Source organism: Flagellimonas amphidinii (assembly GCF_013090115.1).
Taxonomy (GTDB): Bacteria; Bacteroidota; Bacteroidia; order Flavobacteriales; family Flavobacteriaceae; genus Flagellimonas; species Flagellimonas amphidinii.
In genome coordinates, this window is record NZ_JABFNN010000027.1 from 171,345 (window position 1) to 191,708 (window position 20,364).

Sequence of the window (20,364 nt, forward strand, 5' to 3'; positions counted from 1 at the left end):
AAACATTGAACCATTACGGCACCTCTACCTCGTTTACAATCTTGTTGATGATTTCTTCTGAAGTGATGTTCTCCGCTTCGGCCTCATAAGTAATACCAATACGATGTCTTAGTACATCATGAACAACGGCCCTTACATCTTCTGGAACCACATACCCTCTTCTTTTGATAAAGGCATAGCATTTTGAGGCATTGGCCAAATTGATACTACCCCTTGGGGAAGCACCAAAACTGATAAGTGGTTTAAGGGATTCAAGATTGTATTTTTCTGGATATCGGGTAGCAAATACCAAATCCAAGATATATTTTTCAATTTTTTCGTCCATGTAGACCTCCCTAACGGCTGCCTGTGCACTTAAAATTTGTTTTAAGGTTACCACAGGTTTTATAGCTTCATAAGAGCCCTTTAGATTTTGTCTAATGATAAGCTGTTCCTCATTGAGTTTGGGATAGTCAATGACTGTTTTCAACATAAAACGGTCAACCTGAGCTTCAGGTAAAGGGTAAGTCCCTTCTTGTTCTACAGGGTTTTGTGTGGCCATTACCAAAAAGGGAGCATCAAGTTTAAAGGTTTCATCACCAATGGTAACTTGTTTCTCCTGCATAGCCTCTAGTAAAGCAGACTGCACCTTTGCAGGAGCCCTATTGATTTCATCCGCAAGGACAAAGTTGGCAAAAATGGGCCCTTTCTTGATGGAAAAATCGTTTTCCTTGATATTGTAAATCAATGTCCCAACAACATCCGCTGGTAAAAGGTCCGGAGTAAACTGGATTCTGCTAAAACTTCCTTTGACCGCTTTGGCCAGCGTGTTTATGGCCAAGGTTTTTGCAAGACCTGGCACACCTTCCAAGAGAATGTGACCTTGACCCAATAGACCAATGAGCAATCGCTCAACCATGTGCTTTTGACCAACAATGGTTTTGTTCATTTCAGTGGTCAGTAAATCAATAAAAGCACTCTCTTGAGCAATTTTTTCATTCACAGCACTAATATCAATAGTAGTGTTTTCTTCCATATAAACTTTTATTGTGATGTATTAATGTGAGCATTTTTATGGGAAGTGCAAAATGAAAATTAATTTAAAAAGCATCTGTTAATTAATGGTTAAAAAAATGCAGACAACCCCAGTTTTATGAAGGATTTAAGGGTTTATTTTTATACTTTAACTCTCTATGCAACATATAAATAATTTTTCCAGAATCATTTCTGGAACCATGACATGGGGAAGTTGGGGCAAACAATTTTCCAACAGTGAAATGGTTGGGCTGATGCACCATTGCATTGCACAAGGGATAACCACTTTTGACCATGCAGACATTTATGGCGATTATTCAACGGAATTGGATTTTGGCAACGCCTTTGTTGAAAGCGAAGTTGAGCGGTCATCCATTCAATTGATTTCAAAATGTGGAATCCAAATGACGACGGGTCGTAAAAACCGTTTGAAGCATTATGAATACACCAAAGAATATATCATATGGTCTGCTGAAGAATCACTTCGGAAGCTACGCACGGAATATTTGGATTTACTCCTGTTGCACCGACCCAGTCCGTTGATGGAACCCCAGATAATTGGAGAAGCCATTGCTCAATTGATGCAGGAAGGTAAAATAAGGCAGTTTGGAGTTTCCAATTTTACTCCTTCGCAGATTGCCATGTTGGAAAAATCAGTTCCCATAACTGGAAATCAAGTAGAATTTTCTCTAACGCATGACTCACCCATATATGATGGGACTTTTGATGATTGTATAGCCCAAGGTAGAATGGCAATGGCATGGAGTCCGTTGGGGGCTGTTTTTAGAGCAAAGAACGAACAAACACAAAGAATCACTAATACCTTGGGCAACCTTGCAGAAAAATATGATGTAGAGGAAAGTCAATTGCTATTGGCATGGGTACTTAGACATCCTGCAAAGGTATTTCCAGTGATTGGCACTGCAAATAAGGAAAGAATAGCGTTGGCAGCTAAAGCTGTGGACATTCAGTTAGAGTTGGAAGATTGGTTTGCTTTATTGGCGGCTAGTCAAGGGCATGAGGTGCCTTAGGAAAAATTAAAAATGAAAAAGAAACAAACAGTATTGATAACTGGTGCAACCAGTGGAATTGGAAAGGCAACGGCTGAACTTTTTGCAAAGCAAGACTTTAATTTGGTGTTATGCGGCCGAAGGCAAGAACGTTTGGATGACTTAAAACAGAACCTTGGAAAGGCGGCCCAAGTTTACCCCTTGAAATTTGATGTAAGGGACAAGCAAGCTGTTGATTCTGCTATTTCTGAATTACCAAATCCCTTCTCAGAAATAGATGTTCTGATCAACAATGCCGGGAATGCACATGGACTCGAACCCATTGATCAAGGGAGTTTGGAAGACTGGGATGCCATGTTGGACATTAATGTAAAAGGATTGTTATATGTATCAAAAGCAGTTTTGCCCCAAATGGTGGAACGAAAGTCGGGACATATTATCAATATTGGATCCACTGCTGGAAAAGAAGTTTATCCTAAAGGCAACGTGTATTGTGCCAGTAAACATGCTGTTGATGCAATTAACCAAGGAATGCGTATCGATTTAAACGAATATGGCATACGTGTGGGAGCGGTAAACCCTGGTTTGGTAGAGACCGAATTTAGTCAAGTACGGTTCAAAGGAGATACGGAAAAGGCAGAAAAAGTCTATAAAGGATATCAAGCTTTGAGACCTGAAGATATAGCAGATATCATTCATTTTGTGGTGACTAGACCTTACCATGTAAATATTGCAGATTTGGTAGTGATGCCAACGGCCCAGGCAAGCAGTACCATTGTGAAGAAGGAACTATGATCAATAAACGCCTACTGGTTAAAAATCTTTTGGCGCACAATGATGAGAACAGCTTTTATGATAAGAAGCGGTTTATTTCCATTGGCGAAAAGGAAGGAAAGGCGAAATTCTTAAAACATGTCTGTGCGCTGGCCAACAGCAATCCACATAACAATTCTTTTATAGTGATAGGAGTTGAGGATGAGGACAATAAGATTGTTGGAGTAGATTTTTTTGATGACAGCAAGATTCAAAATTTGGTCAACGCCTATTTGGATAATCCACCCTTGATTTCCTACGAAAACATTCCTTTCCCGCATTTGCCCGAAGGTAAAGTGGTTGGGTTGGTCACCATTCGGTCCAATGGGAAAGTGTGTGCACTAAGAAAGAACATTTGGAAGTATTATGGAGGCGCAGTTTTCTTTAGGGAAGGGAGCATCAGTTTGCCCAAAGCTTTTGATATTCAGTTAAAAAACATCAACTCAGAGGCGGTGGCCACTATTGAAAAGCATGCTCGTAACAATATTGAGATGACCTTGGACGCCGTTATCAATTTCATGAATAACAGACACCCAGATTTAATCAGTGATTATAAAGTTTTTAAAGAACAATTTGTGGTCTGTTGGGCCGGAAATCGGAAAAGGGTAAAGAACAAAACCTATTATTCCAGAGTGGATATTGAGTTGATCAATGAGCAGGTAAAACTATTTTATTCAGCTTTGGATGAAATCACCATTACCTATAACGATGATTCTTTTAGCACTTTGGAATATGTGCAGTTGGGATTGGGAACCCAACAAAAATATTATCCGCTGGAGGAAATGATGATTACCTTCTCCGAAAATGGAAAATACACCATCAACAGTAATTTGGTATTTGAGCCACCCCAATATGATAAAAAAACGCTGTATCACGTTTACAATACCAATAATACACTACTTCAAAAACTTGAAAATAAGATTGCCCTTAACCAATCGGAACATATTGATTTGACACATTTGCCGGCAACGTATCTTATTTGCTACCTCAATGGTTTTGAAGAGGCCAAAGAACATATGGACAAGGCAAGATCTTTGTTGAAAGCATATGATAGAAATGTCTATCTATCATTGAAGGAATCACAACGGATATTGAGGAAAGTACGCTATAGTTGATTTGTTAAAGCAATGAAACAATCTAAGCTTCCAGTTCACCTTTTGTAGGAAGCGAATTGATGGCCCCAAAGTTGGTTGTGGTTATAGCCCCTGCTTTGTTGGCCTTGGCCACCATTTTGGTGAGTAAATCAAAATCATCAAAAATTTTATGCAAGTTCCCCATATCTGCTATTTGTTGTAAAAGACAACCAATAAAAGCATCCCCTGCCCCAGTAGTGTCAACAGGTTGTACAGGAATACTTGGAACCGTTTTTTTAGAACCGTTCATGCTGACCAAAGTGCCTTCTTTACCCAAAGTAATAGTGATGATTTTTGTTCCTACTTCGTGAAGAAAATCACAAGCGTCATTTAAATCTGTTTTTCCAGAAAGCAATTGCGCTTCTTCCAAACTGAATTTGCACAGGTGCGATTTTTCTACAAAAGGCATACATTTTTTAATGAACTGTTGCTCATTTTCTTTCCATAGATCTCCTCTAAAATTGGGGTCAAAGCTTATGAACATTTCCTTGGTAAGTCCATCAAAAAGATATTTACCGTAGGTTTTTTCCAAGTTTCCCCCTAAAAGTGCGGTAGCTGCGCCCAAATGCAAAAGATTGCCATGAAAACTTTTTCTAAGTGATGGGTCATAAACCAGTTCTTGGTCTGCACCCCGACTAAAAACAAAATCTCTTTCACCATCCTCGGCCAAAGAAACAAAAGCCAAAGTGGTGAATGTTTTAGAAAACTGGGCCAAAGAAATATCCACCCCTTCTCTTTTTAGAGTGTCAAGTAAAAATTTTCCAAAAGGGTCTTCCCCAACACAGCCTACAAAAACACCTTTGCCGCCTAATTTGGCAATAGCACAGGCTACATTGGCTGGAGCACCCCCCGCTTTTTTAGTAAATTCAGTGGCTTTGGAAAGATCGTTCCCTTGTTTTTCAGCTACAAAATCAATGAGTAGTTCACCAACACAGAATACCTTCTTCATATAGGGTGTTAAAAATTGAGCATTTCAAAGTAAGGGGAAAAAGGGAGCTATTCCAAAATTTTATGCTCAATAATGGTGAAATAGCTTGTGGATGTATCTGGACAAAGGCCTTCTTTTGCTTTAACTTCCAGAGAAGTGCCAGTTTCCAAAACTTCTGGATCGAAGAGAAAAGCCACGTCCATTTGCTGTTCTTTGGTAAGTTTTTGATTGATACTGCTTCCAGATTGAAGAATTTCCGTCACTTCAACATGAAATACATGCTCTTTGGATAGACCACAAATTTCTTTGTCTTGTGTGGAGGAGCCTAAAACCTTTATTTTCAACATTATTTCGTTGGGCCCTAACATTTGTTGTTGATCAATCACAGTCTCGTCATTTTCATTTTGAACACTCTCTTCTAATAGGCCTTCTGTGGAGGAAGAATTTTCTGGTTCACTGCAAGCAGTACTCAGAATAAATAAAACAAAAACGAAAACAGCTTTCATTGGAAATAAAGTTTTACTAATATATACGAAGCTGAGCTTCAATTGGATGTTATAAAAAAAGCGCGATGTTAATCGCGCCCTTCGTTATTCAAGTTGGTAGTTATTTTTTAATGATTTTAAAGTTTTCATTAGTTTTTGCTCCTTTGATTTTTACAAAGTAAATACCAGCAGGATTGTTGGAAGCATTCCAAATAATAGGATCGGAACTACTGGTCTCTTTACTTTCAAAAACCATTTGTCCCAACAGATTAAAGATTTGAGTTGTTACTTTTGGATCTTCACTGTCTTTTAAAGCAAAATAGAATTCATTGGTAGAAGGATTTGGCCAAACCGCTGTGATTACATTGGTTTCTACCGTGGCCAGACTTTCCGAAGTTTCATTGCCTCCAGTGCCAGCCGCGGCCGTAGGAGCAATCTCGGCAGCAGCATCCATAGTAGAACTATTGTCCACACTTCCAAAAATTTGGAACACCAAATCTTCTGGAGTTCCACCAAAGGCAACAGATTGTGGAGTCCAGTCCACGGCACCTGTACCAAATAGATCCGCAGTATCCCTAAAGGCAGATTCATTACCGATCAATCCAGCTTGTGTAAACCAGAACCACTGAGTGGCATCGGGCGAAAAGTCCAAATTAGCGTATACGGATAGCCAATAGGTTCCTTCAGTAAGCACAACCGCTTCAGGGAGGTCCAAAGTCAGATTAGCTTGGCTTGGCTCTGAAGAGGGAGCAAAAGCCCCACTATCGTAAACTATAGCCCCAGGTAATCCGCCATTGTCTTCATAAATGACAACAGAAGCATTGGTTAATGAAGGACTGTTATTAGCCCCGCCAAACGCCACAATACTATTTATGGTCCACTGACTTCCGGTTGGAATTATAAAATCATCCGCAGACTGTGCCAAAGCCCCGCCAAAATCAGTAAATAACTGTGATGGGGTACTGCTGGAAACGCCTTCATTTTGTTCATAAATGGGCAATTCTGTCAAGGTCACCGTAAATCCTTCAGATACTTGCTCTTTGCCAGAAGTTGCTACCAATCCAATGGCTGCTGATCCTTCCATATCGGGAGCGAAAGAAAGGCGAATAGTATCTCCGTCCAAGACAGCAGTGACCAAATCAGGATTAGAATTGGTCAATTCAATAGAAATGGGTCTGTTTCTGGAGTGTACAAATAAATCGGTTACATCCACTTCTTTATCCGCGCTACCAATTGGCAATAACATATCAGAAAGCAAGTAGGCTACACTTAGTTTGGATTCTGGCGATTTTGATGCATAAAATTTTCCGTTGTAGACACCATTTCCATGGGCAGCGACTGCAACAAAACCATCTTTTCTGGTCCTAATTTGCGGCACTACAACATTACCTACTATGCAAGGTTCCCTATACCAGCGTGTGCGATCTCCATTTAAATAATAGGATGCATAAAGTCCGGTACTTGTTCCTACAAAATAAATATTGTTATTCCCGTTGATGGCAAACCATCTAAGCGATGGTCCATTTCCTGTTCCATCACTGTTTTCTTCCAAATTACCACTGATACTTTCCCAAGTTTCTCCAGCATCCCTGCTCATGAAGAGACTCTTAATATTATAGTTGGAAAACACGGCAAATACTTGATCGGCATTATTTGGGTTCACATAGATTTGATTGATGTTTCCTGCCGGAAGCCCTTTACCAGTGGAAATATCGATAGGCTCTTGATCATCTATATTGGCATTTTCCATTTTAAAGATCATACCGCTGGAAGTTCCATAATATAATCTATTGGCAACAGGATATCTGGAAACATCCAATCCGGTGATCAATGAACCATCAGGTGTGGCAGTTTGGCTTTGTTCAACCCAATTTACGGTTGCCGGGGCGTTGGAGAACAGTGGAATTTCATCCAAATTATTATTGCGCCACATACGGTCGCCTGCGGGCATGTACATAATGTTGTCATTGATGGGATCCAGTATAAATGGCGCTACAAAGTCAAATCCACTTGCTCCAGCGGGAATAACCCTCGTAAAGGAGATAAAATCACCTGTTTCGTTAAAATTGAAACGATACACATTTCCGAACTGGGAGGATACATATCGTGTTAGACCGCCATCAGCAATGGCATTGAATGAGCCATCACCACCAAAATCCTCTTCCCATGGGTCTTTCCCATCAGTTGAACTGGTAAACCAAGTACCATTGTCTTGGAAACCAGCTACCACATCTTGACTATTCCCTTCTGGGTCTATGGATATAGCGTAGGGCTGGGTGGTAATGTAACCATTGTTCAAGGAAGTCCAACTTACAGGTTCGGAGGTAGTTGTAATGTCTTCGGTCACCTGTACACCTCCATCGTTAGCCGAAATTGATTTGTTTGGGTTTGAAGGAAGAAAAACTAAATTGTGCTGATCAGGATGGTGGTTTGGGTAAACAGCGAAGCTATTACTAAAAATAGTATAACCACCGATCCAGCCTTCAAATCCTGTTGGAGTTGTAAAACCTGTAGTAGACCTATAGAGATTGGTTCCACCCAAAAAGACCAAATCTGGATTGGTGGGGTGTACCTTAATAATCATGTTATAAGCTCCCTGAAGGTTCAGATTGCCTGCTAATCCACCAATACTTGTTGGAAGATTGGCAGTTAGATCAACCCATTGTTCCTCTGGAGTTGTAGCATCTGCTTGATATCTCCAAAGGTAAGCTTCACCAAGGCTGCTCAAGTCATAGGAAAAGAAGTAAACTCGGTTTTCATCTGATGGGTCATAAGCCATGACCGTTCTTCCAAAAGCGGGAAAGATCCCGGCTGGGGTAATATCGGTCCATGTATCTCCATCTTGCGAGGTGTAGAATCCAGCGTTCTCTCCACCAAAGATGTCCACTGTTGCGTAAATGGTTCCATTAGGGGTAATGATGACCTCTGTTTGGCTATCAAAACCACTTGGAAGAACTTCGTCAAATGATTTTGCTCCGTTCTTGGAACGAAACAGACCATCAAAAGTTGCTGCGTACACATGTCCATTGGATGGATGTACCGCTAAACTATTGATTAAATCAAAGGAAGAAAACGAGGTAACGTCATCGTCTGAGGTGTTTTTCATTCTACGCCAAGTCTTCCCATTGTTGGATGATTTATAGATACCGGAACCTTGATAAAAAGCACCTGGAGCACCTGCGGAGTTACCGTAACGTTCACCAGAGGCATAATACCATATATTTTGGCGATTTTTGCGGGTATCTTGGACAATGGCAGTTACACTAGGCGATTCGCGCTTTCGCGTCACCCTTTTCCACGTTTGCCCTGCATTGGTGGATCTCCAAAGCCCCCCAGATACTCCTCCGGCAAGGATGGTATTTTCATTTTTTCTGTCCAATGCCAATGCTCGGGTTCTACCCCCAACATTGTAGGGCCCTCTTTGCTTAAAATAGAAGTATTTCTTTTTATTGGCATCACCACCATAAGCCTTGGACATTTCTGATTGTATGTCCGTGGAATCAATTTTTCCAGAAAATTGAGCTTCCAATTGGCGAATGTTCTCTGGAATTTGCTTAGTGAATGGATCTTGTACTTGCCTAAATTCATAAGCTTGTCGGTCTAGAGCGCGATCACCCGGTGCAGTTGGTGAAATACCAACAGGACCCTTTTTACTGTCATAAAGTTTAGACTGTTTGTACAGATTATGACCTTTTTGGGGCGAATCGTCATGTGTTCTTTTTAATTCTTGTGCCTGGATTCCATAAATAGTTAGGGAAAAACAAGTAAAAAGAGTTAAGAATAGTTTAGAGAGTAGAGGTTTTTTCATAAAGTGTTTCATTTTATATAGTTAGCCTTTCAATATAACAAAAAACGAAAGCAAAGCGTAATTAATTCTTACAAAAATCGATGAAATACATCGTTAAGGGAATTTAAAATTTAGCTTTTAGTTTTATACCAGAAACCATAATTTAAACTTTACGCCAATTATTGGGAAGTGTATTGGTTTGTTGTGTATCATTGCGAAAAATTTTTCTATGCGAACACTGGTCATTGGTGATATCCATTCAGGATTAAGGGCATTGGAGCAATTGATGCTTCGGGCCAATGTAACACAAATGGACCACCTTATTTTTTTAGGAGATTATGTTGATGCATGGAGTACAGCTGTGGAGACAGTTGATTTTTTAATCAATCTAAAGAAAGAATACAATTGTACTTTTATTAGGGGCAATCATGATGAGCTTTGCAAGGAATGGTTATTGACCAAAAAAGAGAATCCTCAATGGTTGGCTCATGGAGGCATCGCAACCAGAGATTCTTATTTAAGTGCAGGCCGGGAAAATTGGGATTCACATCTTGAATTCTACAACCAATTGCAGAATCACTTTTTAGATGAGTCCAACAGACTATATTTACATGCCGGTTATACTAACCTGAAGGGAATTGAACATGAGTATTTTGATCAATTGTTTTATTGGGACAGAACTTTATGGGAATTGGCAAAGGCATTGGACCCCAGATTGACACCCGAGGACAAAAAATTTCCGAAAAGGCTGATACATTATAAAGAGATTTTCATTGGACATACCCCTCTTTCTAAAACAGGATTGGTAGTTCCACAAAATGGAGCCAACGTATGGAATGTAGATACTGGAGCGGCTTTTAAGGGTAGCTTGACCATGATGGATGTTGAAACTAAAGAGTTTTGGCAGAGTGACCCTGTACACAGCTTCTACCCCGGAGAACGAGGTAGAAACTGAGTCTAAGGGTAAATAATTTTAGAACTTTCCTCCTTTGTGCTCATCTTGCCACTTGGCCAATTCTTTCCATTGACCCTCATAAGCCATTTTGGCTTGCATTGGCCAAGATGCAGGATCATGAATTCTATAACGATCTCCACCAGAGTCCAATACTTCTTGACATTTGTCTGTTGATGATTCTGATAGTGCTTTCCAAGTTTTTATTCCGAAATTGTGGAATAGGCCTTCAATCTTGGGTCCTATACCTTCTACTATTTTAAGGTCATCTTGTTTTATTTTCTTCCCAAAAGCAATTTTGGCAGCATCTGCATCAAAAGCTATTGCTGTAGGGGCAGTAGCAGTCAAGGATGAAGTTGGAACCTTTGTTTTGGTGGAAACGGGAGCTGCTGTCAATTTTTTGTTACAGGCTTCTAAATCAGCTTTTAGTTTGGCATTTTCCAATTCAAGTTTTTCAACATCCTCTGAATGGTCCACAACGGTAGAGCCTTTGCTCTTTCCTAAAAGGTATCCTAAAATTGTAGAGATGATCCCTACCAAAGCAGGTATGATCCAACACCAGATATTTAGATTTTCAAAATTCATTTTCTATAGTTTATGGTTTATATGTAATAGTTAGTTTAGTGTAACAACGGTTCTTCTGTTCTTGGCCCGACCTTCTTCGGTGTCGTTGGATGCAATAGGGGAATCTGGACCTTGTGAAGAGGTTTGTATTTTAGATGCTGGAATAGCATTTCTAACCAAATAAGCTTTTGCAAAATCTGCACGCTCTTGCCCAAGGGCAATATTGGTTTCTCTAGAACCTGTATTGTCAGTATGCCCTACCACCAGACATAAGCCATCATCGGCCTTGTCTAAATATTTAGAGATCATGGCAACCTTTTGCCTTTGTGTTGCTGTAAGGTTTATAGCAGCTTCCCCTGTTTGGAAATAGAGGACTAGTGGGTCAGATTTGATTTCTTCATATAATGCTTTTAATTTTTCTTCAGCATCTACGTCTGCTTCGGAGATTACATAAGAAACAGGCCCCAAAAACACATTTTCCTTAGGAATTAGGTCTTCCATTAGCTTTCCCTCTGTATTAATTCGTTTTGAGGAAATTCCACTGACCACAAAGTGATTTTTAACCGAATTGGCCCTTGCCAACCCCAAGTTTGGAAATGCGGATATGTTTTCCTCATCGGAAGTATAATGACCAATAATGTTGATTGATCGGTCTGGATTTGAATCCAAGTAATCCTTCAAGCTGGAAACACCGCCTTTCAACTCTTCAGAAATAGGCATTAGAAAAGATGGGTTGGAAACATTGAAGTTAAAATTGTCATTGACTTTGTGTGCAAAATCCCCGTACTCAAAAGCAAATGGAGAAAAACTGTGTTGCGGGATAGTTTCTATGGGCGGGATTACTTCTTCTTGGACTGTTTCTACTACGGTTTTAGTTAAACCACACTCACTACAAAGATTGATGTAGAGAAGTGTTCCAAGAATGATCGCAGCCAATATTCCCAACAAATAAGTGGCCTTTGTTGTCATAAGTGTTAATAGTTAGTGTTAAGAACACCAAAATATTAAAAAATTGCTAAAATGTTAAGATTAACATTAAGAATCTGAGGATGTTATGATAAAAATGGGTGGGAGATGAAATTTGCACAACAAAAAATAACGTAAAAAGAACCAATCATACACTTTTTACGACCATTGATACCGAAACGAATCTATCGAAGGGTGTTTATATAGAAATTTGCACTAAATATTAGGTAAGAAACCCTATTTCTCCCGACAAAGATCCGGCATTGGAATAGGGTTTAATAAAACTAAGTTTGAGTTAGTTAAGTTGGTTTTTTAAGGCCGCCTATTCTATGTTCATCTAGAATGGCGGCCCTCTTCTTTTTTAAAGGTCAAATTTTATGCCTTGTGCCAAAGGAAGTTCAGTAGTATAATTTATAGTGTTGGTCTGTCTGCGCATATAAATTTTCCAAGCGTCCGAACCACTTTCACGACCACCTCCAGTTTCTTTTTCGCCACCAAAAGCTCCTCCTATTTCCGCACCAGAAGTTCCAATATTTACATTGGCAATACCGCAGTCACTCCCTGCTGCTGATAAAAATCGCTCTGCTTCTCTAAGGCTGTTGGTCATTATAGCGGATGAAAGACCTTGGACAACTCCATTTTGCAAGGCGATTGCATTTTCCACATCCCCAGAATATTTCAACAAATAAAGAATGGGGGCAAAGGTTTCTTCTTGTACAATTTTGAAAGTGTTTTCGGCTTCAACAATGGCAGGCTTTACATAGCAGCCACTTTCATAACCTTCGCCCTGTACAACGCCGCCTTCAATTAGAACCTTTCCACCTTCTTTTTTAGCTTCTTCAAGTGCATTGGAATACATCTTTACAGCATCAGTATCGATTAGTGGCCCAACATGATTGTTCTCATCCAAAGGATTGCCAATTTTCAATTGACCATATGCATCAGTGATTGCATTTTTTACTTGATCATAGATAGATTCATGAATGATTAACCTCCTTGTTGAAGTACATCGCTGTCCAGCAGTTCCTACAGCACCGAAAACCGCTCCTATAACGGTCATTTTAATATCAGCATCGGGAGTAACAATGATGGCATTGTTTCCGCCCAGTTCCAACAAAGATTTACCTAATCTTGCCGCTACTGCCTGTGCCACAATTTTTCCCATTCTGATGGAGCCTGTGGCTGAAACCAACGGAATTCTTTTATCATTGGTCATGAATTCCCCAACATTATAATCCCCATTGATAAGACAGGAAATGCCTTCGGGCATGTTGTTTTCCTTTAGAACTTCTGCAATAATATTCTGGCAGGCTACTCCACATAATGGAGCTTTTTCTGAAGGTTTCCAAACACAGACATCACCACATACCCAAGCAAGTGCCGTATTCCATGCCCAAACCGCTACAGGGAAATTAAAAGCGGAAATAATTCCGACTACGCCAAGCGGGTGGTATTGTTCATACATACGGTGACCGGGGCGCTCAGAATGCATGGTCAAACCGTGCAATTGTCTTGACAATCCAACAGCAAAATCACAGATATCAATCATTTCTTGAACCTCGCCGAGTCCTTCTTGATAGGATTTCCCCATTTCATAGGAAACCAATTTCCCCAAAGGTTCTTTAAGCTCCCGAAGCTTTTCACCAAATTGCCTCACAATTTCACCTCTTTGAGGTGCTGGTTTCAATCTCCAGTTTTTGAAAGCCTCGGTAGCAGTTTCCATTACTTTTTTATAATCTTCTGAAGCAGTTGAGGTAACTTTTCCAATAAGCGCACCATCTACAGGAGAGTAAGAGCTTATGACTTCTCCTGAACCGAAGTTTTCTGAACCTGTTGAAGTACCCTTGTTTATTTCTTGTAAGCCCAGTTGTTCCAGAGCTTTAGTTATTCCAAAAGCAGTTGCAATATTTGACATTTATAACTTTTTATGAATATATTGTTATATTTTTTCAAAACTACGAATATTTCTGAAGAGGAAGAGGAAGATTTTAGAGGAAAAGATGGGCCAACAATAATACAATACCCAATAGGGCAGGAAGCCCTTGCACGATAAGTATTTTTTTGGATGCAGTAATGGCTCCATAAATACCCGCTACGGCCACACAACCCAAAAAGAAGAGAGCTACATAAATTTGCCAAAGAGCATCTGTTATGAGTAAGGACCAAATGAGGCCAGCCGATAAAAAACCATTGTAGAGCCCTTGATTAGCAGCTAAAGTTTTGGTGGGCTCAAACAAATGCTCTGGAAAGTTTCGAAATACCTTCTTGGCTTTTGTGGTCCATGCAAACATCTCCAACCACAAGAAATAAAGATGAAGCGCGGCCACAATGAGGACTATAATTTTTGCTAGGATCAGAATCATTCTTCTTTTGCTATAAATCTTTTATCTACCGGCATTACGGTTCCACAGTTACTACAAGTTCTTAGTTTTTCAGAGCCATAAAAATGCTTAAAATGACCCAAAAAATCTTTTTCAATATCATTTAAAGTGAAGTACACCTCATAAAGTTTATGGTTACAGTTGTCACAGAACCAAAGTAGCCCGTCATCAACTTTCATATCCGCTCTTTTCCGTTCCACTACCAATCCAACGGAACCTTCGTGGCGTACGGGGGAGTGGGGTACATTGGCTGGATGAAGGTACATATCACCTGGGCCAAGCTTCATGGTTTTCTTTTGTCCATCTTCTTGAATATGGACCTCAATGTTTCCTTCCAACTGATAAAACAATTCCTCAGTTTCGTTGTAGTGATAGTCTTTGCGGGCATTGGGTCCAGCTACGATCATTACAATGTAATCGCCGGCATCTCTGTATAAATTCTTATTGCCAACAGGAGGTTTTAAAGTATCACGATTTTCCTCAATCCACTTGTTCAAATTGAAAGGTGCCTGTATCGCCATGGTCAAAGATTTCACGAAAGGTAAAAAAAACCTTTATGGGAACATAGTCGAAAACAAAAAAGACCTGCAAACGGGGCAGGTCTCTCTTTCACACTAATATATGTTGGTAGTTATTCCACTTTAATAAAAATCTGTGTAAAATAAGGTCTGTCATCCTTATCAAGTTGAACACTCAAGGTGGTATGACTATAGTTTCCTTCCAATGCTTCTTTATGGGAAGCGCTATTAAGCCAACCTTCCAGGGTTTTTTCAGCTGAGGTATAATAGCGGGCCACATTTTCACTCACGGCAACGGCTGTAGTCTCTTCTGCAATTTTGGTAGCTCTTGCATTGAAATTATCATGACTCAGTTCATTTTTAGAAATCATGTAATTGTTGTGTTCTTCAGCATATTTGTAAGAGGACGGACTATCTTCTAAAACTGGTAGCCCCTTGGTTGACCTATGGTCATTCACCAAGTCCAATAGTTCTTTTTCCAAAGCTTCTGAATCAACAACTATTTTTTCATTTCCCAATAAGGCTTCATTAAATTCATTTTCCTCTTCTGAAACTGAGGGGGTGCTACACATGCTTGCCAGTGCTACCAGCGCAACAATAAAAATTGCTCCAAATAACTTTTTCATTTTCGGGGGTAATTGTGGGACCGGTTCTAGCAATCCCTATGTTCTCGTTGGCTAAACTAGGGTCAGGCTATATGAATGCCATAAAAATTCCATAGGATGGCTTTTTCTAACGGTAAAATGCAGGATTGTAATATGTTAACCTTTTTTCTAGAAAAACAGATGCCTTTTGTCGATAAAAAGGAACGTTTTATATTATTTGAGAATTTTCCGTTTCTGGTGGATCCTGTTCTTTTTTTTCAAGAACAAAGGAAAAGACAAATGCCCCTATTTCCTTTACAGGTTCATAGAAAATAGATTCTTTTTTAGTCTCTTCGTTAATGAAGTTAAACGAAGAATTGAGCCTGTCAAAAAAGATGAGCAAGGCCCCTAGTATTATGGCAACCTTGAGTGCACCAAAGATGCCGCCGGCAATTTTATTCAGAAGACCTAACATGGCAAAATCAGCAATCTTTGTTAAAAATTTACCCGCAAAATGGACAATCAAAACAATAGCAAAAAAAGTAATCAAAAAAGCGGTGATTTTGATGTACTGTTGTCCCCAATTCATGTTTTCGGACAAATAGTCTGCAGTGATATAGGAAAAATGGATGGCCCCATAAATTCCTGCAATCAAAGCCACTAAGGACGCAATTTCCACAAAGAGGCCGTTTTTTAGACCTTTAAACAAGCCCCAGACCAATAGAATCCCAATAACAATATCCAAGAAACTCATAAATGCGCTTTCAACAAATATAGGATATTGATTTGTACCTTTGGATCTCTTAAAAACGCCAATGGCTAGAGACGAAATATTACGCGAAAGATGGGAGGTTTTGGTGGCCAAATTGTCTGAACAATTTTCAGATGGTGACCCCTTGGAAATGGATGGAATTATTTATTTGGTCGGAGTGCAGGAATTGGGCGATTTTCAAAGGACCTTTAAAAAAGATGAGAAGGTCAACCTGATGCATATTGCCATTTGCCGTTTGTTAGAGCCTTATGGGTATTATGATTTTGACTTTTTTGATGACGATGGATGGCCACATTATGCCATAAAAGAAGAGCTTCCACCATTAAAAGCAGGTGAACAAACTATTTTAATGAAAGAGGCTTTGGTCAATTATTTTTTGGAGAAAGAATATATTAACTAAATGGAACTAGAACAGCCCTATTACGCCGTAATTTTTACCAGTAAACGTACAGATGGGGATAATGGTTATGCTGAAATGGCACAGGAAATGGTTGAACTTGCCAAACAACAATCGGGCTTTTTGGATGTTGAAAGTGCAAGGGATGGAGTTGGGATAACAATTAGTTATTGGAAAAACCTTGAAGCTATTGCCGACTGGAAATCGCATGTAGACCATAAAGTTGCGCAAAGAAGGGGAATACGGGAATGGTATTCATGGTACAAAGTCAGAATTTGCAAAGTGGAGCGTGAATATGAGTTTGGCCAATAGTTTTAGTCCATATACAATTGTGTGATATGAAAGAGACCATTAGATTTTCAAATCTGGACAGGAAGGAAATACTTCAAGCCATTACTAAAGAGACTTTTGATCTTTTGGTTATTGGAGGTGGTATCACCGGAGGTGGAATTGCTTTGGATGCAGCGTCCAGAGGATTGAAAGTGCTATTATTGGAGAAAGGCGATTTTGCTTCGGGCACGAGTAGTAAATCCACCAAGTTGATACATGGAGGCCTTCGATATTTAAAGCAATTTGATTTTTGGTTGGTGAAGGAGGTGGGCTCAGAACGCGCTATTGTGCATAAACTGGCTCCACATTTGGTTTTGCCCGAAAAAATGCTTCTACCCTTGATTGAAGGAGGCTCTTATGGAAAATGGTTGACATCCATCGGCCTAAAAGTGTATGATATTTTGGCCCAAGTGACAGGAGATGACAAACGGCAAATGCTTGAAAAGAAAGAGGCTTTAAAACTGGAACCGCTGTTGCCCAAAAAGATTTTGAATGGTGCAGGGTATTATGCCGAATACCGGACAGATGACGCCCGTTTGACCATAGAAAACATTAAAACAAGTTTAGGTTTTGGGGCGAAGGCCCTTAATTATGCCAAGGTCACTGATTTCATTTACGAAAATGGAAAAGTAACAGGGGCCAAGGTAAGCGATGAAATTTCAGGAGAAGAATTTCAAATAAGATCAAAGTATGTAATTAGTGCTGCGGGACCTTGGGTAGATGAGCTTCGGATTGTGAATAAATCTAAAAAGGGGAAACGACTTCATTTGACCAAAGGAGTGCATTTGGTTTTTCCGAAGGAAAAATTACCCGTAAAACAGTCCGTATATTTTGATATTCCAGATGGTAGGATGATGTTTGCCATCCCTCGTGGCAAGGTTACTTATGTAGGCACTACCGATACCAATTTCAATTTGGACAAAGACCAAGTGACCACAGATATTGCCGATGCCATTTATTTAATTTCAGCAGTGAACAATATGTTCCCGGAGATTAATTTGGAATTGGACGATATTATTTCTTCATGGGCTGGATTACGTCCTTTGATTCATGAAGAAGGGAAATCTGCTTCGGAACTTTCCAGAAAGGATGAAATTTTTACTTCAGATACAGGATTGGTCAGCATTGCAGGTGGAAAATTAACAGGATACCGTAAAATGGCAGAGCGTGTGGTGAATAGAATAACCAAACAAATGGAAGAGGATGAGGGGATAAAAACCGAACCTTGTACTACGGATCAGATTCCTCTGTGCGGTAATGATTTCAAAAAGTCAAAACATGTAAAAAAATACATTGCTGAGGTTTTTGACCGAATTAAAGTTGATGGACTGACAGATTATGATGCTTGGTACTTGGTCACTACTTATGGGAAACAGACAGAACAGGTTTTGGATGAGTATGATTCATTGAAAAACAAAGATGTTTATCTACGGTTATTACGTGCAGAACTACGATTTGCGATTCAGTATGAAATGGTAACCAACCCCATGGACTTTTTCATTAGAAGAACGGGCCGGTTGTATTTTGATATTGGTAGTGTTCGTCAATATTATGAAGCATTGCTCAAAGACTTTAAGGAAATCTTTGATAACGATCAACAACAGCTGAACCAATGGAAACAAGCCATGGAGCAGGAATTGGAAGTCCATTCCAACTTCTCTTTACATAGAGATTAATCCAACTTTTCGGTAAGTTTGGCAAACACCTTTTTAGGGCTTTTCTCTTTGTATAGGATATCGTAGACTGCGTTGATGATGGGGGTTTTGGATTTCTTTTCCAATTTATCCATCAAAAGATGGGCACTTTTAGTAGCATAATAACCTTCGGCGACCATATTCATTTCCATCATGGCACTTTTTACGGTGTATCCCTTGCCAATCATATTACCCAACATTCGGTTTCTACTGAACACGGAATAGGAGGTCACCAACAAATCCCCTAGATAAGCCGAGTTATTGATATTGCGTTTCATTTTATAGACCCTATCAATAAATCGTTTCATCTCGCGAATGGCATTGCTCATCAATACGCTTTGAAAATTGTCCCCGTATCCAAGGCCGTGTGCAATCCCTGAAGCCATGGCGTAAATGTTCTTCAACATCGCAGCATATTCGGTTCCAATAATGTCATCTGAAATTTTGGTGCGGATATAGGAACTTTTCAATACATCAGCCACCCATTGGGCCTTTGCTTCATCTGCACAAGCTATGGTAAGATAAGAAAGACGTTCCAAAGCTACCTCTTCAGCGTGACAAGGCCCCGTGATGACTCCAATGTTTTCAAATGGAATTTCATATTGATCATGGAAATGTTCCCCCACAATTTCACCACTTTCAGGTACAATTCCCTTAATGGCAGAAAAAACAATTTTCTCTTTGAGAGAAACACGTAGGTTTTTTAGTTCCTGTTCCACAAAAGCGGACGGGATGGCAAAAATGAGCACATCTGAAGCATCAATAACTTCATTGATGTCATGGCTAAGGGTCAGTTTTTCCAAATCAAACTCTACAGAGCTCAAATAATTGGGATTATGCCCTTCTTTTGTGATGTGCCTTATGGCAGATTCGTTCCGCATGTACCAGCCGATATTATCCAAATTTTCAGATAACATTTTTACGATGGCAGTTCCCCAACTTCCACCACCAAAAACTCCAAAACGTAGTTTGTTCTCCATTCCCAACATTTAGCAGGCAAAGCTAAAAAATATATTAAAGGGCACATTAATAACTGATTATCATAATGTTATGAATTTTGGCATGGTGCTTGGTTTATATAGGCTGAACCAAAACCTGTCGATTATGAAAATTGGAAAATTACTATTTGGGATACTTTTTACTGGTCTTTTGGCCAGCTCTTGTTACACAGAAGTGGTCTTTGAAGATGATTTCTATGTGGAACCGCCTTATAATGCTGCTCTTACTTTGGAATCCTACGATTTGTGGTATGTGGACATCCATGAAACCCGTGGTAATGGAGAAGTCGCTTTTTTGCAGCATGCATTTACCATTTCATTTGATAGAGGTACCGTTTTAGCCAATAATAACTTGGTTGGTATCGGAAAAACCGGAAACGGTTTAGGGATTGATGTAGGTTCTTATGACATTCTTTTTGGAAGTGTTGAGATTGATCATGATGTTGATGGCCTTTGGCTGTTGGATGTATATGAAATGAATAACCATACATTGGAACTGCGCGATCCGCAATCTAATACAACCTATGTTTTGAGAGGTTATCAGAGGAATAGCTTCGATTATGACATGATTTTCTATGACAATATTCACTATTTCTTGCAGGAATACGAAGCTTGGGAAAAAACCTATACCAGTCAAGAAGGAGCTGTCAATGATTTTGATAATGAAAATTACCTACAGTTTTTATCCAATAATGATGGATTGTTCAGATCATCCATAGATGCGTCCGGGACATCTCTAATAAATCTGCAGTGGGACTATGAGGGAGATTATGCCGTGTATGATGTGGCCAATGATGATACGCTTAAAACTTTAACATTGGATTACGATTTCTTGGGCAATGATTATTTTGAACTATACGTTATTAATGATAGTACCATTGAGTTGTACCACGTAGCTAGCGGAACAGTCTATGAGTTTACCGGAAGAGGATATATGCAGTATTTAAAAACCGGTAGTTCAGGCAAGGCAAGAACAAAAGTTAAAAATGCTACTATGAACGTTGCCAGACAACGAAAAATGTAAGGAATAAAAATAGT

The 20,364-nt window shown here is 39.6% G+C and carries 20 protein-coding genes; 8 read left to right on the forward strand and 12 right to left on the reverse strand.

All coding sequences use genetic code 11. The annotated features are described in order from the left end of the window. Positions 1–13: 13 nt before the first annotated feature. Positions 14–1,015, reverse strand: a complete 1,002-nt coding sequence (locus tag HJC33_RS05380; protein WP_171657775.1) for an AAA family ATPase — start codon at positions 1,013–1,015, stop codon at positions 14–16. Positions 1,016–1,172: 157 nt separating this feature from the next. On the opposite strand from HJC33_RS05380, the gene HJC33_RS05385 reads away from it, so the two are divergent. From HJC33_RS05385 to HJC33_RS05395, 3 genes are read left to right on the forward strand one after another with little or no spacing between them, the layout of a single operon-like run. Next, positions 1,173–2,045, forward strand: a complete 873-nt coding sequence (locus HJC33_RS05385; RefSeq protein ID WP_171657776.1) for an aldo/keto reductase — start codon at positions 1,173–1,175, stop codon at positions 2,043–2,045. A 12-nt stretch (positions 2,046–2,057) separates the two neighbouring features. Next, entirely contained in the window at positions 2,058–2,819 is a 762-nt protein-coding gene (locus tag HJC33_RS05390; RefSeq protein WP_171657777.1) for an SDR family NAD(P)-dependent oxidoreductase, read from the forward strand. After that, a complete protein-coding gene (locus HJC33_RS05395) occupies positions 2,816–3,952 on the forward strand; it encodes an ATP-binding protein (protein ID WP_171657778.1) in 1,137 nt (378 codons plus the stop codon). Before HJC33_RS05390 ends, HJC33_RS05395 begins: the two co-directional genes overlap by 4 nt. Positions 3,953–3,974: 22 nt before the next feature. Here HJC33_RS05395 and HJC33_RS05400 read toward each other — a convergent pair whose 3' ends face one another. The 3 genes from HJC33_RS05400 to HJC33_RS05410 all read right to left on the reverse strand — a co-directional run bounded on the left by HJC33_RS05400 (position 3,975) and on the right by HJC33_RS05410 (position 9,191). After that, complete coding sequence (locus HJC33_RS05400) at positions 3,975–4,919, reverse strand: carbohydrate kinase family protein (RefSeq protein ID WP_171657779.1); 945 nt, start codon at positions 4,917–4,919, stop codon at positions 3,975–3,977. 47 nt (positions 4,920–4,966) lie between these two features. Continuing rightward, on the reverse strand, positions 4,967–5,404 hold the full coding sequence (locus tag HJC33_RS05405; RefSeq protein ID WP_171657780.1) for a hypothetical protein: 438 nt from the start codon (positions 5,402–5,404) through the stop codon (positions 4,967–4,969). 100 nt (positions 5,405–5,504) lie between these two features. Continuing rightward, positions 5,505–9,191 (reverse strand): T9SS type A sorting domain-containing protein, encoded by a 3,687-nt coding sequence (locus HJC33_RS05410; RefSeq protein WP_171657781.1) that lies wholly within the window; start codon positions 9,189–9,191, stop codon positions 5,505–5,507. A 208-nt stretch (positions 9,192–9,399) separates the two neighbouring features. On the opposite strand from HJC33_RS05410, the gene HJC33_RS05415 reads away from it, so the two are divergent. Beyond that, positions 9,400–10,125: a metallophosphoesterase gene (locus tag HJC33_RS05415; protein ID WP_171657782.1), complete on the forward strand. Its 726-nt coding sequence runs from the start codon at positions 9,400–9,402 to the stop codon at positions 10,123–10,125. Between the two features lie 18 nt (positions 10,126–10,143). Here the strand turns inward: HJC33_RS05415 and HJC33_RS05420 are convergent, their stop codons facing one another. From HJC33_RS05420 to HJC33_RS05450, 7 genes are all read right to left on the reverse strand, one after another. Further along, positions 10,144–10,707, reverse strand: coding sequence for a hypothetical protein (locus HJC33_RS05420; protein WP_171657783.1), 564 nt, complete (start codon positions 10,705–10,707; stop codon positions 10,144–10,146). 30 nt (positions 10,708–10,737) lie between these two features. Then, positions 10,738–11,655 (reverse strand): OmpA family protein, encoded by a 918-nt coding sequence (locus tag HJC33_RS05425; protein ID WP_171657784.1) that lies wholly within the window; start codon positions 11,653–11,655, stop codon positions 10,738–10,740. Between the two features lie 358 nt (positions 11,656–12,013). After that, positions 12,014–13,567 carry an L-piperidine-6-carboxylate dehydrogenase gene (amaB, locus tag HJC33_RS05430; RefSeq protein WP_171657785.1) on the reverse strand — a complete coding sequence of 518 codons (1,554 nt, stop codon included), beginning with the start codon at positions 13,565–13,567 and terminating at the stop codon, positions 12,014–12,016. A 73-nt stretch (positions 13,568–13,640) separates the two neighbouring features. Beyond that, positions 13,641–14,015 carry a DUF1304 domain-containing protein gene (locus tag HJC33_RS05435; protein WP_216366654.1) on the reverse strand — a complete coding sequence of 125 codons (375 nt, stop codon included), beginning with the start codon at positions 14,013–14,015 and terminating at the stop codon, positions 13,641–13,643. Beyond that, positions 14,012–14,554, reverse strand: a complete 543-nt coding sequence (locus HJC33_RS05440; protein ID WP_171657786.1) for a 3-hydroxyanthranilate 3,4-dioxygenase — start codon at positions 14,552–14,554, stop codon at positions 14,012–14,014. Before HJC33_RS05440 ends, HJC33_RS05435 begins: the two co-directional genes overlap by 4 nt. A gap of 110 nt (positions 14,555–14,664) precedes the next feature. After that, entirely contained in the window at positions 14,665–15,177 is a 513-nt protein-coding gene (locus HJC33_RS05445; RefSeq protein WP_171657787.1) for a CAP domain-containing protein, read from the reverse strand. A gap of 187 nt (positions 15,178–15,364) precedes the next feature. After that, positions 15,365–15,889: a CvpA family protein gene (locus HJC33_RS05450; protein ID WP_171657788.1), complete on the reverse strand. Its 525-nt coding sequence runs from the start codon at positions 15,887–15,889 to the stop codon at positions 15,365–15,367. Positions 15,890–15,950: 61 nt separating this feature from the next. Here HJC33_RS05450 and HJC33_RS05455 point away from each other — a divergent pair, with 61 nt between their 5' ends. From HJC33_RS05455 to HJC33_RS05465, 3 genes are read left to right on the forward strand one after another with little or no spacing between them, the layout of a single operon-like run. Then, positions 15,951–16,307 carry a hypothetical protein gene (locus HJC33_RS05455; RefSeq protein ID WP_171657789.1) on the forward strand — a complete coding sequence of 119 codons (357 nt, stop codon included), beginning with the start codon at positions 15,951–15,953 and terminating at the stop codon, positions 16,305–16,307. Next, positions 16,308–16,616: an antibiotic biosynthesis monooxygenase family protein gene (locus HJC33_RS05460; RefSeq protein ID WP_171657790.1), complete on the forward strand. Its 309-nt coding sequence runs from the start codon at positions 16,308–16,310 to the stop codon at positions 16,614–16,616. Between the two features lie 26 nt (positions 16,617–16,642). Beyond that, entirely contained in the window at positions 16,643–18,310 is a 1,668-nt protein-coding gene (locus HJC33_RS05465) for a glycerol-3-phosphate dehydrogenase/oxidase (RefSeq protein WP_171657791.1), read from the forward strand. Here HJC33_RS05465 and HJC33_RS05470 read toward each other — a convergent pair. Next, complete coding sequence (locus HJC33_RS05470; protein ID WP_171657792.1) at positions 18,307–19,308, reverse strand: NAD(P)H-dependent glycerol-3-phosphate dehydrogenase; 1,002 nt, start codon at positions 19,306–19,308, stop codon at positions 18,307–18,309. The two genes, HJC33_RS05465 and HJC33_RS05470, sit on opposite strands and share 4 nt — an antisense overlap. A 124-nt stretch (positions 19,309–19,432) precedes the next feature. On the opposite strand from HJC33_RS05470, the gene HJC33_RS05475 reads away from it, so the two are divergent. Beyond that, complete coding sequence (locus HJC33_RS05475) at positions 19,433–20,350, forward strand: nicotinic acid mononucleotide adenyltransferase (RefSeq protein WP_171657793.1); 918 nt, start codon at positions 19,433–19,435, stop codon at positions 20,348–20,350. Positions 20,351–20,364 lie beyond the last annotated feature (14 nt).